The organism is Brevundimonas sp. TWP1-3, from assembly GCF_049896085.1.
In the GTDB taxonomy this organism is placed as follows: Bacteria; Pseudomonadota; Alphaproteobacteria; order Caulobacterales; family Caulobacteraceae; genus Brevundimonas.
Map to the genome: position 1 here is coordinate 710,227 of NZ_JAFCTP010000001.1, position 15,451 is coordinate 725,677.

Below are 15,451 nucleotides of genomic sequence, written 5' to 3' on the forward strand. Positions count from 1 at the left end.
CCGTGCTTTCGCCGGCTTGGGCGCCCCTCAGCGTCTCAGGCCGGGGCCACATCGGTATGCAGCGACTTGGCCAGGTCCAGCAGGCGGCGACGGGGGCGTTCGTCCAGCTGATAATAGGCCTGGATCAGGTCCAGCGTCTCCTTGCGCGAGAAGACCTCGCCGCCCTTGGGCGGCGGCGCGTCGTTCTCCATCGCCTCGGCGAGACCGTCGTAGAAATAGGCGACCGGCGTTTCCAGCGCCTCGGACAACTGCCACAGGCGGGCGGCCGAGATGCGGTTGGCGCCGCATTCGTACTTCTGGATCTGCTGGAAGCGGATGCCGACCTGGACGGCCAGCTGTTGCTGGGTCAGGCCCAACAGACGCCGGCGCCGACGCAGGCGGCGGCCCAGATGCAGGTCGATGTCGGCGGCCATGGCCGTGATCCTCGTCTCAACGTCTGTCCCGATGCGGGACGACACACGTCGATGGGGCAATCACCGTGCCGGATCGCGTCCGAGGCGAGTTCGGCGATATTGCGGCGAAGGTGAAGAGACGACGCAACCGTATGGCCCGAGCTGCATTTACTGCTGCAGCTTGGCTTTTAAAGGAAGGAACCACAGCATGGGTTTGGGAATCATTGGTTGGCTTGTCATCGGCATCGTCGCCGGTTGGCTGGCTGAAAAGGTCATGGGTCGTAATCACGGCCTGCTGACGAATCTTATCGTCGGCGTCATCGGCGCTCTGCTCGGCGGCTTCATCTCCAACAACATCTTCGGCACGCCGGTCGGCGGCTTCAACTTCGTCACCCTGATCGTGGCGTTCCTGGGCGCCTGCCTGCTGCTGTTCCTGCTGGGACTGGTCAAGCGTCGCGCTTGATCCGGCAATAGGCTGAAGACGAAGAGGGCGGCTCGAAAGAGCCGCCCTTTTTGCTGCGCGATCTCATTGATTGATTGCAGACAAACGAAAGGGCGGTCGGGAAACCCGACCGCCCTTCATCATTCAACCTTGGAAGGCTGTTTTACTGCGGCTCGGTCGGAGCCGGGGTCGCGGCGTCCGGCGCCGGGGTAGTTGGCTCGGTCGTGGCGGGATCGGTCGATTCCGTGGTCGGCTCAGCCATCGGGTCCGAAGTCGGAGCCGGTGCGGGGGCGGCAGCCGGAGCAGGCGGTGCGCCCGGGATCGGAGCGGCGGCGTCAAACTCGGCCTTGGTGTAGGCCACGACGACGCCGGTGCCTTCCTGGCGGATGCCGCTCAGCGGCACGGCGCGAAGCTGGCCGTCTGCGCCGCGAACGGTGAGCTCCTGTTTGCCTTCGGCATTGTTCTGAACGCCTTCCAGCTTGCCCAGTTCGCCGTCAGGACCGGCCACGGTCGAGCCGGGGTTGAGCGAGAGCGATTGCTGCGAGGACGCAGCGGCGGCAGGCGCAGCAGCCGGAGCGGGCGTGGTTTCTTGCGCCAGTGCCGGCGCGGCGGTCAAGAAGGCGGCGGCAGCGCCGGCCAGAAGCGCGGTCTTGATGGTCATGGGAGAACGTCCCCGGTTACGCGGGCCCGACGCCCGCACCGCAATATACTCCCCACGTTACGGATTGTTTCACCTGCCCAGAAATGACCTTGGGAGCGCCCCGGTTGGACGATTCTTGGTCTATGTTCGGGCAATCACGATTCGAAAGGCCACGCTTGTCCAGCCGACCCAAGCACGCTTCAGGTTTGATCCGCCGTCTTCTGGGCCTGGCCTATGAGCTGACGCCGCAGATCTTCGCCATCGTGGCCTTCGTGGCCGGGGCCTTGATGCTGGTCACGGCGGTGACGCCCGAGTTCGACGACCGGCTGCGTCGGCTGACCGGGGTGGTGTCTCCGATTCTGATCGATCTGTCCCACTTCGTCGCCAGCATCGCCGGCTTCCTGTTGCTGTTGTTGTCAGCGGGGCTGTGGCGGCGTCGGCGGGGGGCCTATTGGGCGGCTCTGCTGGTGCTGGCGATGGGGGCGGTGTTCTCCATACTGAAGGGGCTGGATTGGCAGCAGGCGATCAATCTCGTGTTGGTTGCGGCCCTGCTGGCGCCCTGCCGGTCGGCCTTCAATCGTCGGTCGAGGTTGAGCGAACCTTTGCGGCCCAGCTGGCTGGTGCTGCTGACGGCGGTTGTGGCGGCCATGCTGTGGCTAGGCTTCTTCGCCTATCGCGACGTGGCCTATAGTGATGAGCTGTGGTGGCGTTTCCTCAGCGATCGCCAGGCGTCGGGTTTCCTGCGCGCGGGGCTGGTGCTGGCGATCCTGACGCTGGTCGTGGCGGGGCGCTCCTTGCTGAGTTCGCCGGGCGCACACAATCACGGCCCGGCCAGCGCCGCCGACATCGAACGCGCGACGGCGGCGCTCAAGGCGGCGGACTCGGCCACGCCCGAGGCCTGGTTGGCCATGCTGGGCGACAAGGCCCTGATGTTCAGTCCGTCGGGATCCAGCTTCCTGGCCTATCGCGTGCGCGGGCGACGCTGGATCACCATGGGCGAACCGGCAGGCCTGAAGAGCGAGCGTCGTGAACTGCTGTGGTCCTTCGCCGAGATGGCCGACAGCTATGGCGGCGCTGCGGTCTTCTATTCCGTCAGCGAGGATATTCTGGGCGATCTGGCGACCATGGGGCTGGCGGTGCGCAAGGTCGGCGAGACCGCGGTGATCGAGGCCGACAAATTCTCCATCGAGGGCAAGGGCAAGCAGAACCTGCGCACGGCCGTCAATCGCGCCGAGCGCGAAGGGTCGTCGTTCGAGGTGCTGCCGCCCGGCGCGGCCGGACCCATCGCCGACGAGCTGCGCGAGATTTCGGACGCCTGGCTGGCCATGCACGAGGGGTCTGAGAAATCTTTCTCCATGGGTCGGTTCGACGCCGCCTATCTGGATTTGACGCCGCTGGCCGTGGTGCGAGAGGGCGGGCGGATCGTGGCCTTCGCCAATCTTCTGACCTCGCCGGACGAGGCGGCGGTGGACCTTATGCGCCACAGGCCTGACGCGCCGCACGGGGTGATGGATTATCTGTTCATCCGCTGCGCCCAGTGGGCCAAGACGGAGGGCCTGGCCAGTTTCGACCTGGGGATGGCGCCGCTGGCGGGCCTGGAGGATCGCCGGATCGCCCCGGTCTTCGCGCGGGTCGGCGCCCTGGTGTTCGAGGAAGGTGGGGCGCTTTACGGCTTCCAGGGCTTGCGCAGTTACAAGGGTAAGTTCGGGCCGGACTGGCGTTCACGCTTCATCGCCGCCCCCGTGTCCACGCCCCTGCCGCTGGCGCTGCTGGACGTGGCGCTTCTGACCAGCGGCGGATGGCTAGGGATGCTGGGTCTGAGGAAGGGCTAGGTCAGCAGCGCCTTCAGAACCCCGTCCAGCACCGGGCGGCCGCGTGCGGTGGCGATCAGCCGGTCGTCTTGCAGCCTCAGAAACCCGTCGGCGATCAGGTCCGCCACCGGCGCGCCCGCGGGCGACAGGTCCAGAGCCGAGAGCAGGCCCACGGGCGCGCCCTCGGTGGTGCGAAGGGCCAGCAGGAACCGGTCCTCGGCCGCATCGGCGGGGCTCTGGGCGTCGCGGTCGGACCAGGGCGTGCCGGCCGATACCCCCACGACATAGTCGGCGATACGGCGATGGGCGACGGTCGCGGTCCTGACGCCGTCCAGGGTCAGCCGTCCGTGGGCGCCGGGGCCGAGGCCCAGATAGTCGCCGCCACGCCAGACATGCAGATTATGCGACGACCGGGCGGCCGGGCCGCTCGCGTGGTTGGACACCTCATAGGCGTCGAAGCCGGCGGCCGAAAGCACAGCCTGGGTGGTTTCATAAAGAGAGGCGGCGCGATCCTCGTCCGGCGGCGTCAGGGTTCCGCGCGCAAAGGCCCGACCGAAGGCGGTCGTGGGCTCGATGGTCAGCTGGTACGGCGAGACATGCTCGAACCCCAGGGCCAGGGCCATGGTGAGTTCGGCGGCCCAGTCGTCCGGCGTCTGGTCCGGGCGGGCGTAGATCAGGTCGATGGACAGGCGGTCGAAGGCGCGGCGGGCCAGATCGACCGCGCGCAGGGCCTCGGCCGCAGAATGGTCGCGACCCAGAAAGCGCAGGGCGGCGTCGTCCAGCGCCTGAACCCCCATCGACAGGCGATTGATCCCGGCGTCGGCCAGGGCGGCGAACCGGCCGGCCTCGGCATCGGTGGGGTTGGCCTCCAGCGTGATCTCGATCTCGCCGGCGGGCGGGAACAGGTCGCGCGCCGCCGCCACGATGCGGGCGACGGCCTTGGGAGCCATCAGCGACGGCGTGCCCCCGCCGAAGAAGATCGACGCCAGCCGTCGCGGCCCGGTCAGAACCCTCTGGGCGCGCAGATCGGCTAGGATCGCCTCGACCAGCCCGGCCTGCTCCTCGCCTCGCACCCGGTCGCGCACGACGTTGAAGTCGCAATAGGGGCAGATGCGCGCGCAATACGGCCAGTGGACGTAGAGGCCGATGTCGGTCCCTGGATCGCGGGGATCAGTCAATCAGGGCGGCCTTCAGCTTGGCGAAGGCGCGGGTGCGGTGGCTGATGGCGTCCTTGGCCTGCGGCTCCATCTCGCCGAGGGTCAGGTCGCCGCCGTCTGGAATGAAGAGGGGGTCGTAGCCGAAGCCCCGGTCGCCGCGCGGCGGGAAGGTCAGTTGGCCGTGGACTTCGCCCTCGACCACCACGCAGGGGCCGTCGGGCCAGGCGACGGCCAGGGCCGAGGTGAACCAGGCGGCGCGGTCGGTCGCGCCGATCTCTTCCAGCCGGTCCTCGACCTTCTTCATGGCGACGGCGAAATCCTTGCCCGGTCCGGCCCAGCGTGCGGAAAAGATGCCGGGCGCTCCGTCCAGGGCCGCGACGGACAGGCCGGAATCGTCGGCCAGCGAAACCTCGCCCGACAGCTGGGCTGCATGGCGAGCCTTCAGCATGGCGTTGCCGGCGAAAGTGGTCTCGGTCTCGTCCGGCTCAGGCAGATTCAACTGGCCTGCGGTGACGATCTCGTAATTTCCGCCCAGCAGCGCCGAGATTTCCGGGACCTTGCCGGGGTTATGAGTCGCGACGACGAGCCGCATCCCCTTGATAAGCTTGAGATTCATCGACGATCACGCCCCTGAAACAGTCTATTGCCAAAGTTTAATATCGTTAAACGATATGTAACGTGCCTTTTCCCTCCGCACAGCCTATCTATTGATCGTCAGGAACGAGGTCGCAACGTTCATGACTTCCGCGAAAACGGAAACGATCATGCGATTAACAAATGCAAAGGGCGATAATCGCCCAGCAGGAAAGACGGAGAAATACCATGCACACGATGAACGTCTCGATGTGGCTCGACAAGGTCGGCGCTGCTTTTGTCAGCACCGTTCTGATCGCCGCCCTGCCGACCGCCCTGGTCGTCATTCTGTTCCAAGGCTTCTGATCCAGCCTTTTTCGATCAAGAGAGCTTTGACGACCTGTATGAAGACCGCGATGTATAGAGCCGCGCGCGGGTTCGCCGGACCCCGCGTGGCCATCGCCCCGCCGTCCCCGGCCTGAGATCAGAAAGACCATGCGCCTGCCGACGCCGCCAAATCCGCTGAAGCGAGGCGAGGCAAGCGCCCTGAAGGGGCTGAGCGCCCTGCGTGTTCCGTTCAAGGCGATGGGGCCGGGTTCGGTCTCCAGCGTGCTGAAGCTGGTGCTGGACGTCGCCTATATCCTGCTTTGGCTGATCACCGGCCTGCTGCTGCTGCTGGTCATCGCGGCGATCTTCATCCCTCTGGATAATGTGAACATCACCGTCAGCGGGGATTCCGGCGGCAAGCAACTACCGCTGACGCGCACTCTGCTGCTGTTCGGCCTGGGCGCCGCGACGGCCTATTTCGGCGGCTTCATGCTGATCCTGCGCAGTCTGCGCCGCATCATTCGCACCCTGACCATGGGCGATCCGTTCCAGCCCGACAATGTGCGCCGCCTGCGCCAGATCGGCCTGACCCTGGCGGTCGTGACCGGCGGCGTCTGGGTGGCGCAAGGCTTCGTCGCCAAGCGGCTGGCGCCCGGCGTCATGGACCCGCAGGGGTTCGGCGAACTGCTGACCCCGATCTTTTCCGTGCTGATCGTCTTCGTGCTGGCGGAGGTGTTCCGCGAGGGCGCGCGCCTGCGCCGCGAATCCGAACTGACGATCTGAGCCGTTTCGAATAGGATTTTCCGCATGGCCATCCGCGTCCAGCTCGACCGCGTCCTTGTGGAACGCCGCATGTCGTTGACCGAACTCGCCGACCGGGTCGGGGTGACGGTGGCGAACCTGTCGATCCTGAAGACGGGCAAGGCGCGCGCGGTGCGGTTCTCGACCCTGGACGCCCTGTGCCGCGAACTGGACTGCCAGCCCGGCGATCTTCTGGCGCACGAGCCGGGACCGGGCGACACGATCGAGGACGACGGCGAGGCATGAGGCGAAAGGGTCCGAGCCGCGACGAAAACGGACTGACGCCCGAAGACCGTCGCATCTGGACCCGCGTCGCCGGATCGGTGGCCCCGCCCAAGACGCGCAAGGCCGCCCGCGTCACTCCCGGCGCTGAGACCCCGCCCGAGATCGTCGTCACGCCGATGGAGCGCCCGCGTCCGCTGGCCAAGTCGTCGCCGAAACGCGTCGCCGCCGCGCTCCCCGTCGAAAAACGCCCTTCGCCCCCACGCCCCAAGCCTGCGCCCGAAGATCTGGAGCCGCGTCGCAAGCAGCGGCTGTCGCGCGAACGCGACCCCATCGAGGCGCGCATCGACCTGCACGGCTTCGGCCGCTTCGAGGCCGAGGATCAGCTTCGCGGCTTTTTGACCTCGTGCCAGGCGCGCGGGATGCGGGCGGTGCTGGTCATCACCGGCCAGGGACGGATGGGCGGCGGGGTCATCCGCTCGGCCTTTGCGGAATGGATGCAGTCGCCCGCGCTGCGCGGCGTGGTGTCGGGCTTCACCGTCGCCCACCAGCGGCACGGCGGAAACGGCGCCTTCTACGTCACCTTGAAAAGGCGTCTTTGACGGCAAAGGAAAAGGCCGGGCCCGCGCTGGCGGACCCGGCCTTTTCGAAAGTGGCTTCTCTTCGACTTATTTGGCGGTGATTGCGCCGGCCAGGATCACGTCGATCTGCTTGCCCATATGGTCCGACAGGGCCTGCGCGTCCCATTCGTCATAGGCGGCGCGGCGATAGTTCGACAGATAGGCGTCCCAGATCAGCTCGACCAGCAGGCGGCTGTCGGCGTCCTTGGACAGTTCGCCCTTGGCCACGGCCTCCTGCAGGATGCCGCCGATGGCGAGCAGCAGGTTCTTGGTTGCGGCGCGGGCGCGCATCTCGGCAGCGAGGGGCTGGAACCACGACCGGGCGACGATGGCCTGGAACAGGGGCAACTGGTCCAGCGACGAGTGGTAGCCGGCGCTGAGGGCGGTGACGAGACGCTGGCGGACGGGCTCGCCCTTGGGGGCGGCGGCCTCGACCACTTCGGCCAGACGCGTCATGTCCTCGGTCAAGACGGCCTCGAACAGTTCGGCCTTGTCCTGGAAGTTGGCGAAGACGGCGCCGGTGGACATGCCTGCGCCCTTGGCGATGTCGCGGATGGTGGCGGGCTCGTAGCCGCGCTCGGCGAAGAGCGAGCGGGCGGCGTCGAGAACCTTTTGTCGCGTGCGGATCTTGGCGGCCTGGCGCCGGTTCAGGCGGGGTTCGACGGCGAGGGTTGCGACAGTATCAGTCATAAATCAGGCTTTTACTCTACTTTAAGTCGCGGATGAGGGGGAGCATCCGCCATCGACTTCAGGTGAATATCTCGGCCCGAGGGCGGGACGGATGGGCGCTGCTGCTCCGAAGATGCAGGGATACGGAAGCGGCGCTTGCATCATGGAACCATGACGAAAATGGGTCCGCTTGGCGACCGTAGGTATGAGTCCCTAGTCTTGGCTGGGGGCAGTTTTGGCCGGACGGACCGTGCGGCGCAGCGCCCGGCTGGGGCGATTGCGGCGCTCGATCGGGGTCGCCGCCTGGAAGGCCTTGCGAAACTGGTCGCGTCTCTCGTGGATGGAGGCGAGCACCAGACCCATGGGCACGCCCAGATCGACCAGGGTGTTTTCGGCCAGCTGCAGGCTGGCCTCGGTCGTCTCCGGCACGGCGTCGGTGACGCCCAGGCCATACAGCCGCATGGCGTGCTGGTCGTCGCGGGCGCGGGCGATCAGGATCAGATCCTCGCGCATGGATCGTGCGGCCGTGACCACCTCGTCCACCTTGGTCGGGGCGTCCATGGTCACGATCAGGGCGCGGGTGGATTGCACGCCGCAGTGCTGCAGCATCTCACGGCGGCCGGCGTCGCCATAGAAGACGTCGAAGCCGTCGCGCCGGCCGGCCGAGACGATGCCGGGATCGGTGTCCAGGGCGATGAAGGCCTGGTCGTGCTCCTTCAGCATCTCGCCGATCAGCCGCCCGACACGGCCGAAGCCGACGATGATCACGGCCCCGTCCATCGCCTCGGGCGGAGGAAGGTCGGGCAGGCGCTCGCCATCCGGCGCCGTCTTGCGCGCCAGTCGCTGACCCAGCAGGGCCAGCAGGGGAATGGAGAAGATGCTGACCGTCGCCGACAGGGCCACGGTATTGGTCAGTTGGGGCGGGGCCAGGCCTTCGACCAAGCCGGTGGCGAAGACGACGAAGGCGAACTCGCCCGCCGGGGCCAGGACCAGGGCCGTCTCCAGCGCGGGGCGCGCGCCCAGGCCCCAGACCCTTGCCAGGCTGAAGATGACGCCCGTCTTCACGACCGTCAGCGCCAGGGCCAGGCCGAAGACGCCGACGGGATCGGCGGCGATGGCGTCCAGGTCCAGCCCCAGGCCGACGCCGACGAAGAAGACGCCCAGCAACAGGCCCTTGAACGGTTCGATGGAGACCTCGACCTCGCGCCTGAACTCGGTCTCGGCCAGCAAAACCCCGGCCAGCAGGGCGCCGATGCTCATCGACAGGCCGCTGGCCTGGGCGGCGAGGCCGGCGCCGACCACGACCAGCAGAGAGGCCGCGACGAACAGTTCGCCGCCCTGGTCGACCTTGCGGGCCTTGGCCACCGACCTGAACATCGGCCGCAGCACGACGCGGCCCAGCAGGACCATCAGGCCCAGGCCGAGCGCCGCCGGCACCAAGGTGAACAGGGCGCGCCCCAGGACGGCGGTGTCCAGCGCGCCGCCCTGCTGGGCCAAGGCCGCCAGGACGGTGACGGTGATCAGGATGGGGGCGACGGACAGATCCTGGGCCAGCAGGATGGCGAAGGTGGATCGGCCGACGGTCCCCTTCAGTCGCCCGCGTTCGGCCAGGACCGGCATGACCACGGCGGTCGAGGACAGGGCCAGGCCCATGCCCAGCACCACGGCGCTGGCCAGCGTCTGACCCATCAGCAGGAAACCACAGGCCAGAACGGCGGTGCAGACGACGACCTGCATCAGGCCCAGGCCGAACACCAGCCGGCGCATGGCGCGCAGCCGCTCCCACGACAGCTCCAGCCCGATCATGAACAGAAGAAAGGCGACGCCCAGTTCCGACAGCTGGGCCAACTGCCCCGGATCGCCGATGGTCAACCACGACAGCCAGGGCACGCTTTGCGCGAAACGGCCCAGGCCGTCCGGCCCCAGCAGCACCCCCGCCGCCAGGAAACCCAGGATGGGACTGATCTTGAGCCGGTTGACTAGGGGCACGATGACGCCGGCGGCGGCCAGAAAGACCACCAGATCCTTATAGTCCCCGCCCTGACCGTGCATCCGCCCCCCTTATGTCCACGTATCAGACCCTGATCCCCGCGCCGTGGCGAGAGGTCGCATCGGAATCATGAACTTTTTTTAAGGCGACACCCCCCCTCGCCGGACTAGGGTCGGCGCCGAACCATCCAAATGCCGGGTGGGAACAGGGACATAGTGATGAAACGTCTGCTTATCGGGGCCGCCGTCGGCGCCCTTCTTCTGCCCGCCAGCGCCGTTCTGGCGCAGGACGTCGGCCACGACCACGCCTGCATCGACGAGACCTGCTCGATCGTTTCCCTGTTCTCGGGCGAAGAGACGGCGGCGGGCTGGAAAGGCACAGAGGCGCCCCGCTACGGGACCTGGGGCTTCGACATGGCAGGCCGCGACACATCGGTGAAGCCGGGCGACGACTTCTTCCAGTACGCCAACGGCACGGCTCTGGAAAAACTGGTCATCCCTTCGGATCGCACCAGCTACGGCTCGTTCGCACTGCTGCGCGAACTGTCGGACAACCGCATGAAGGAACTGGTGCTGGGCCTGGCGAACCGCACCGACCTGGCGCCCGGTTCGGACGAGGCCAAGGTCGCCGACGCCTATCGCTCCTACATTGATGAGGCGCGCATCGAGCAGCTGGATGCCCAACCGCTGCAACCCTATCTGGCCGCGATCCGCGCCGCCGACAGCCATGAAAAGATGGCCGTCTATATGGGCCAGACGGTCGGCCGCTTCGGTTCGTCCTTCTTCGGCACCGGCATCACCATCGATTCCAAACAACCGACCCGCTACGTCGTCTCGACGGGCCAATCGGGCATCGGTCTGCCGAACCGCGACTATTATCTGGACGCGCGTTTCGCCGACAAGAAGGTCCTGTACGAGGCCTATGTCGCGCGCATGCTGGGCATGATCGGCTGGGCGAACCCGACCGAGACCGCCGCCCAGATCGTGGCCCTGGAAAGCAAGATCGCCGAGGCCCACTGGTCGCCGGCCGAGAACCGCAACCGCGATAAGACCTACAACGAGTTCACCATCGCCAAGCTGGCCGAGGACGCGCCGGGCTTCGCCTGGCAGGCCTATTACGACGCCGCCGAACTGGGCGGCGTGCCGCGCCTGATCGTGCGTCAGGACACGGCCATGCCCAAGATCGCAGCCATCTACGCCGAGACCCCGGTCGAGCTGTTGCAGGCCTGGGAAGCCTTCCACACCGCCGACGACATGGCGCCCATGATGTCCAAGCGCTTCTCGGACGCCCAGTGGGAGTTCCGCTCGCGCGACCTGTCGGGCCAGCCCGAGCAGCGCACCCGCGAAAAGCGCGCCATCTCCTTCGCCGAAGGTTCGCTGGGCGAGGCTGCGGGCCGGCTCTATGTCGCCCAGTATTTCCCGGCCGAATCCAAGGCCAAGATGGAAGAACTGGTCGCCAACCTGCGCACCGCCCTGTCGCACCGGATCGAGAACCTGACGTGGATGGGGACCGAGACCAAGGCGGCGGCGCAAGAGAAGCTGCGCAAGTTCACGGTCAAGATCGGCTATCCCGACAAGTGGCGCGACTACTCCGGCCTGGAGGTCCGCCCCGACGACCTGGTCGGCAATGCCGAGCGCCGCGGCCTGTTCGAGTGGAACTATGATCTGGCCCGCCTGAACGAACCGGTCGACAAGTCCGAGTGGGGCATGACCCCGCAGACGGTGAACGCCTATTACAACTCGGCCAACAACGAGATCGTTTTCCCGGCGGCGATCCTGCAGCCGCCCTTCTTCGATCCGAACGGAGATGCGGCGGTCAACTATGGCGGCATCGGCGGGGTGATCGGCCACGAGATCGGCCACGGCTTCGACGACCAGGGCTCCAAGTCCGACGGCGACGGCGTTCTGCGCAACTGGTGGACGCCGCAGGACAAGGCCAACTTCGAGGCCCTGACGGCGCGTCTGGGCGCGCAATATGCGACCTACGAGCCGATCGCCGGCTACACCATCAACCCCGGCCTGACGATGGGCGAGAACATCGGCGACGCCTCGGGCGTGGCGGTGGGTCTGGAGGCCTATCACCTGTCGCTGAACGGTCAGCCGGCGCCGGTTCTGGACGGGGCGACGGGCGACCAGCGCTTCTTCTACGGCTGGGCCCAGGTCTGGCAGTCGAAATACCGCGACGAAGCCCTGAAGCAGCAGGTCGCCACCGACCCTCACTCGGCGGCCCAGTTCCGGGTCATCGGCCCGGTGCGCAACATGGACGCCTGGTACGACGCCTTCGACGTTCAGCCGGGCACGAAATACTATCTGACGCCTGAGGAACGCGTTCGCCTCTGGTAAGGTGACGCTTCTTCGATAAACGGAAAAGGCCGGGGTCCGCCCCGGCCTTTTTCATGTCGACAATCGCCTGTCGAAACCTCGACATCGCATCGACAATTTGTCGAGGTTTTTCAGAGATTGCGCTGGGCTCCAGGCGCGAAAAAGCCCGCTGCGGGGGATACATCGCAGCGGGCTTTCGCGCTCTTTGAAGAGCGGACGTTTCCTCCCCGAAACGCCTTCGAGTGCTGCGCGCTTGAGCAACGCTTGCCCTCGAGTGAGTTCATTTGACGCATCGGCCCCGTCCGCGTCAACGGCGGGTTTCACCCGAGTCGAACTTTCTTCGACTTATCGCTGATAACTCATCTTTGAGGATCCTTATTATCGAAGGTTATTCGATAATGGATTTGATGGCGGCGACCAGACCTTCGCGAGGGATTTTCATCTGGCCCGGACGTTCGGCCTTCCAGGCGTCGTTGTCGGTAATGGCGGCGGCGGCGGCGCGGCCCGCGTCCAGATCCTTGATGGTGACCTCGCCGGCGGCGATCTCGTCGCCGCCCAGGATGACGACCGCGGGCGCGCCGCGCCGGTCGGCGTATTTCATCTGAGCCTTCATGCCTGCCCGACCGAGGTAGAGCTCGGCGGCGATCCTGGCGGCGCGCAGTTCGGCGACGGCCGTCAGATAGTGGGTCATGTCGTCTTCGGAGAAAACGATGACCACCACGGGGCCGCGCACGGCGTCTTCTGCCCCGCGACCGGCCGCGCGCAGGGCCGAGGCCAGGCGCGAGACGCCGAAAGAGAAGCCGGTGGCCGGCGTGCTCTGGCCGGTGAAGCGGGCGACCAGGTCGTCATAGCGGCCGCCGCCGCCGATGGAGCCGAAGCGGACCGGCCGGCCCTTGTCGTCCACGGTGTCCAGCAGCAGCTCGGCCTCGAACACGGCGCCGGTGTAATATTCCAGCCCGCGCACGATGGTGGGGTCGAACTTGACCGTTTCCTGGCCGACCGACATGGCGGCCAGCGCCCGGTCGATGGCGCCCAGTTCGTTCAGCGCCGCCTCGCCCGCCGCGCCGAGATCGCCCGAGCGCGCGACCGCGTCCAGGGTCTGCGCCCGCGTCAGGCCGGGCGTATTGGCCGAGGCCAGGAAGGCCTCGATGGCCGCCGTCACCTTGGTCGGCAGGCTTGCGCCCTTGGTGTAGTCGCCGGAGTCGTCCAGGCGGCCCTCGCCCAGCAGCTGGACCACGCCCTCCCAGCCCAGGCGGTCGAACTTGTCGATGGCGCGCAGGGCCGTCAGCCGCTGACCGGCCTCGGTCACGCCGCCGGCGTCGAACAGGCCGTCGAACAGCTTGCGGTTCGAGACGCGAATCTGGGCTTGGCCGGTGTCCAGGCCCGCGCTGGCCAGACCTTCGCAGGCCATGGCGATGATCTCGGCGTCGGCCTCGGGACGGTCGGAACCGACGGTGTCGGCGTCGCACTGCCAGAACTCGCGGAAGCGACCGGGGCCGGGCTTCTCGTTGCGCCAGACCGGCCCATAGGCGTAGCGCCGGAACGGCTTGGGCAGGGTCTCCCACGTCTGGGCCGCGAACCGGGCCAGGGGCGCGGTGTGGTCGTAACGCAGGGCCATCCACTCGCCCGGTTCGTCCGAACCGGCGTCGTCCTGAAGCGCGAACACGCCTTCGTTGGGACGGTCGGCATCGGGCAGGAATTTGCCCAGGGCGTCGGCGTATTCGAAGGCCGGGGTCTCCAGCGGTTCGAAGCCCCAGCGCTCATAGACTTCGGACACGCGCGCCACGATGCGGCGTTCAGCGGTCAGGTCGCGGCCGCGCTTATCGGCGAAGCCGCGGGGATTGCGGGCGAGGGGGCGGATTGGGGCGTCGGTGCTCATGCTGCGCGCTTAAGCCAAGGCAAGGGCCACCGCAAATTGCATGGGCGGCGAGAGCGATATGGGGGGATCAACGAATGTCGCTTGATGGATGCAGGCGATTGTTACGCAAAGAGAAATGGCAATGCGGCGGAACCTGGGCGCGTATTTTCCGTTGTTGAGGCCATGACGCCGCACGCCCTTCTCGTACCCCGTACCTGCAACACGTCGGACCGACGCACGATCCGCTGGTGGGAGTGCGAACTGGTCGATACGGACGGGTCGCGACACATCCGGGACCAGGCCTTCTTTTCCATCGGCGAGGCGAAATCCTGGGCCTCGGCGCAGGGTTATCCCGTCAGCGAAGACGCCGCGTCGTCGCCCGACGCCTGATGTCCCGTTCCGCGCCGACGGGCGTCCTGACCGCCGAAGCTTTCGACACGCCGCGCATCCTGCTGGCTGGTGCTGTCGACTATGCCATGTACGACCGGTTCCGTGATCAGTTGGCGGCTGCCCCCAAAACCGGGCTGACCGTGATCGAGCTGTCGACCCTGGGCGGCGATCCCGAGGTGGCGCGGATGATGGGCGAGGACGTGCGATTTCAGAGCGACATCAATCCGTCGCGGCGGCTGGTCTTCCTGGGCAAGGCGGCCATCTATTCCGCCGGAGCCACCTTCATGAGCTTCTTCGCCATCCCGAACCGTTATTTGACGCGGGGCGCGCGGGTGATGATCCATGAGCGCAAGATGGACCAGCAGCTGCACGTCATCGGGCCGCTGACCACCTGCATCGCCTCGGTCCGGGCAATGCTGAACGAGCTCGAACACTCCATCGCCATCCAGAACGAGGGGTTCGAGAACCTGGTGCGGGGATCCTCCGTCACCATGGAAGATGTGCTGAAACGCGCCCCGGCCAACTGGTATATCGAGGCCCAGGAGGCCAAGGCGCTGGGCCTGATCGCGGAAGTGATCTGACCCGGCGGCCGGATCAGGCCTGAAGCGTTTCCACCGTCAGATTGCCGTTGGTGTAGACGCAGATCTCGGCGGCGATCTTCATCGCCTTGCGCGCGACCTGTTCGGCGTCCAGCTCGGTCTCATCGATCAGGGCGCGCGCGGCCGACAGGGCGTAGTTGCCGCCCGAACCAACAGCGGCGACGCCGTATTCCGGCTCCAGCACGTCGCCGACGCCGGTCACGGTGAAGATGGACGACTTGTCCGCCACCAGCAGCATGGCCTCAAGCCGACGCAGATAGCGGTCGGTGCGCCAGTCCTTGGCCAGGTCCACGCAGGCGCGGGCCAGCTGGTCGGGATACTGCTCCAGCTTGGCCTCCAGCCGCTCGATCAGGGTGAAGGCGTCGGCCGTGGCCCCGGCGAAGCCCGCCAGCACCTTGCCGCCGGCCAGCACCCGCACCTTGCGCGCCGCGCCTTTGACGATGGTCGGCCCCATCGAGACCTGGCCGTCGCCGGCGATGACGGTGCGGCCGTTCTTGCGCACCGCCAGGATGGTTGTGCCGTGCCAGTCGGGGAAGTTCGAAGCGCTCTGTGTCATCCCCCTCAGATGGCGCGCCGGGCGGCGTGCATCAAGTCCGGGGTCGATTGGGATAACGGCGTCTTATTTTGACCCCAATAATG

16 protein-coding genes are annotated in these 15,451 nt (G+C 66.9%); 8 read left to right on the forward strand and 8 right to left on the reverse strand.

Features of this window, described 5'->3' with window-relative positions; genetic code table 11:
• Window positions 1-35: 35 nt before the first annotated feature.
• On the reverse strand, window positions 36-422 hold the full coding sequence (locus tag ACP693_RS03565) for a helix-turn-helix domain-containing protein (protein ID WP_425987083.1): 387 nt from the start codon (window positions 420-422) through the stop codon (window positions 36-38).
• A gap of 178 nt (window positions 423-600) precedes the next feature.
• Here ACP693_RS03565 and ACP693_RS03570 point away from each other — a divergent pair, with 178 nt between their 5' ends.
• Window positions 601-855, forward strand: a complete 255-nt coding sequence (locus ACP693_RS03570) for a GlsB/YeaQ/YmgE family stress response membrane protein (protein ID WP_055754335.1) — start codon at window positions 601-603, stop codon at window positions 853-855.
• Between the two features lie 142 nt (window positions 856-997).
• Here ACP693_RS03570 and ACP693_RS03575 read toward each other — a convergent pair whose 3' ends face one another.
• Window positions 998-1,495, reverse strand: a complete 498-nt coding sequence (locus ACP693_RS03575; protein ID WP_426018918.1) for a hypothetical protein — start codon at window positions 1,493-1,495, stop codon at window positions 998-1,000.
• A gap of 185 nt (window positions 1,496-1,680) precedes the next feature.
• Here ACP693_RS03575 and ACP693_RS03580 point away from each other — a divergent pair, with 185 nt between their 5' ends.
• Window positions 1,681-3,306: a GNAT family N-acetyltransferase gene (locus ACP693_RS03580; protein WP_426018916.1), complete on the forward strand. Its 1,626-nt coding sequence runs from the start codon at window positions 1,681-1,683 to the stop codon at window positions 3,304-3,306.
• Here ACP693_RS03580 and hemW read toward each other — a convergent pair.
• Both hemW and rdgB read right to left on the reverse strand, forming a co-directional pair.
• On the reverse strand, window positions 3,303-4,463 hold the full coding sequence (gene hemW / locus ACP693_RS03585) for a radical SAM family heme chaperone HemW (RefSeq protein ID WP_426018914.1): 1,161 nt from the start codon (window positions 4,461-4,463) through the stop codon (window positions 3,303-3,305). The two genes, ACP693_RS03580 and hemW, sit on opposite strands and share 4 nt — an antisense overlap.
• Complete coding sequence (gene rdgB, locus ACP693_RS03590; protein WP_426018912.1) at window positions 4,456-5,058, reverse strand: RdgB/HAM1 family non-canonical purine NTP pyrophosphatase; 603 nt, start codon at window positions 5,056-5,058, stop codon at window positions 4,456-4,458. The genes hemW and rdgB overlap by 8 nt, the downstream gene beginning before the upstream one ends.
• A 452-nt stretch (window positions 5,059-5,510) precedes the next feature.
• On the opposite strand from rdgB, the gene ACP693_RS03595 reads away from it, so the two are divergent.
• Genes ACP693_RS03595 through ACP693_RS03605 form a run of 3 tightly spaced genes read left to right on the forward strand, consistent with a single transcriptional unit; the run spans window position 5,511 to window position 6,967 of the window.
• A complete protein-coding gene (locus tag ACP693_RS03595; RefSeq protein ID WP_426018910.1) occupies window positions 5,511-6,125 on the forward strand; it encodes a DUF2975 domain-containing protein in 615 nt (204 codons plus the stop codon).
• Between the two features lie 24 nt (window positions 6,126-6,149).
• Entirely contained in the window at window positions 6,150-6,389 is a 240-nt protein-coding gene (locus tag ACP693_RS03600) for a helix-turn-helix domain-containing protein (RefSeq protein WP_017504942.1), read from the forward strand.
• Window positions 6,386-6,967 (forward strand): Smr/MutS family protein, encoded by a 582-nt coding sequence (locus ACP693_RS03605; RefSeq protein WP_426018908.1) that lies wholly within the window; start codon window positions 6,386-6,388, stop codon window positions 6,965-6,967. The genes ACP693_RS03600 and ACP693_RS03605 overlap by 4 nt, the downstream gene beginning before the upstream one ends.
• A 66-nt stretch (window positions 6,968-7,033) precedes the next feature.
• On the opposite strand, the gene ACP693_RS03610 is transcribed toward ACP693_RS03605, so the two are convergent.
• Window positions 7,034-7,675, reverse strand: a complete 642-nt coding sequence (locus ACP693_RS03610) for a TetR/AcrR family transcriptional regulator (RefSeq protein ID WP_135193997.1) — start codon at window positions 7,673-7,675, stop codon at window positions 7,034-7,036.
• Window positions 7,676-7,867: 192 nt separating this feature from the next.
• Window positions 7,868-9,706 (reverse strand): cation:proton antiporter, encoded by a 1,839-nt coding sequence (locus ACP693_RS03615; protein ID WP_426018906.1) that lies wholly within the window; start codon window positions 9,704-9,706, stop codon window positions 7,868-7,870.
• A 156-nt stretch (window positions 9,707-9,862) separates the two neighbouring features.
• Between ACP693_RS03615 and ACP693_RS03620 the strand changes: the two genes are divergently transcribed.
• Window positions 9,863-11,986: a M13 family metallopeptidase gene (locus ACP693_RS03620; RefSeq protein WP_426018904.1), complete on the forward strand. Its 2,124-nt coding sequence runs from the start codon at window positions 9,863-9,865 to the stop codon at window positions 11,984-11,986.
• A 367-nt stretch (window positions 11,987-12,353) separates the two neighbouring features.
• On the opposite strand, the gene hisS is transcribed toward ACP693_RS03620, so the two are convergent.
• Entirely contained in the window at window positions 12,354-13,844 is a 1,491-nt protein-coding gene (gene hisS / locus ACP693_RS03625; RefSeq protein ID WP_426018903.1) for a histidine--tRNA ligase, read from the reverse strand.
• 162 nt (window positions 13,845-14,006) lie between these two features.
• Here hisS and ACP693_RS03630 point away from each other — a divergent pair, with 162 nt between their 5' ends.
• Together ACP693_RS03630 and ACP693_RS03635 are read left to right on the forward strand one after the other, a co-directional pair.
• The gene (locus tag ACP693_RS03630) at window positions 14,007-14,213 is read left to right on the forward strand and encodes a hypothetical protein (protein ID WP_426018901.1); all 207 of its coding nucleotides are present in this window, start codon (window positions 14,007-14,009) and stop codon (window positions 14,211-14,213) included.
• On the forward strand, window positions 14,213-14,794 hold the full coding sequence (locus tag ACP693_RS03635; protein WP_426018899.1) for an ATP-dependent Clp protease proteolytic subunit: 582 nt from the start codon (window positions 14,213-14,215) through the stop codon (window positions 14,792-14,794). The genes ACP693_RS03630 and ACP693_RS03635 overlap by 1 nt, the downstream gene beginning before the upstream one ends.
• A 13-nt stretch (window positions 14,795-14,807) precedes the next feature.
• Here ACP693_RS03635 and hslV read toward each other — a convergent pair whose 3' ends face one another.
• Window positions 14,808-15,368 carry an ATP-dependent protease subunit HslV gene (gene hslV, locus ACP693_RS03640; RefSeq protein ID WP_425986490.1) on the reverse strand — a complete coding sequence of 187 codons (561 nt, stop codon included), beginning with the start codon at window positions 15,366-15,368 and terminating at the stop codon, window positions 14,808-14,810.
• Window positions 15,369-15,451 lie beyond the last annotated feature (83 nt).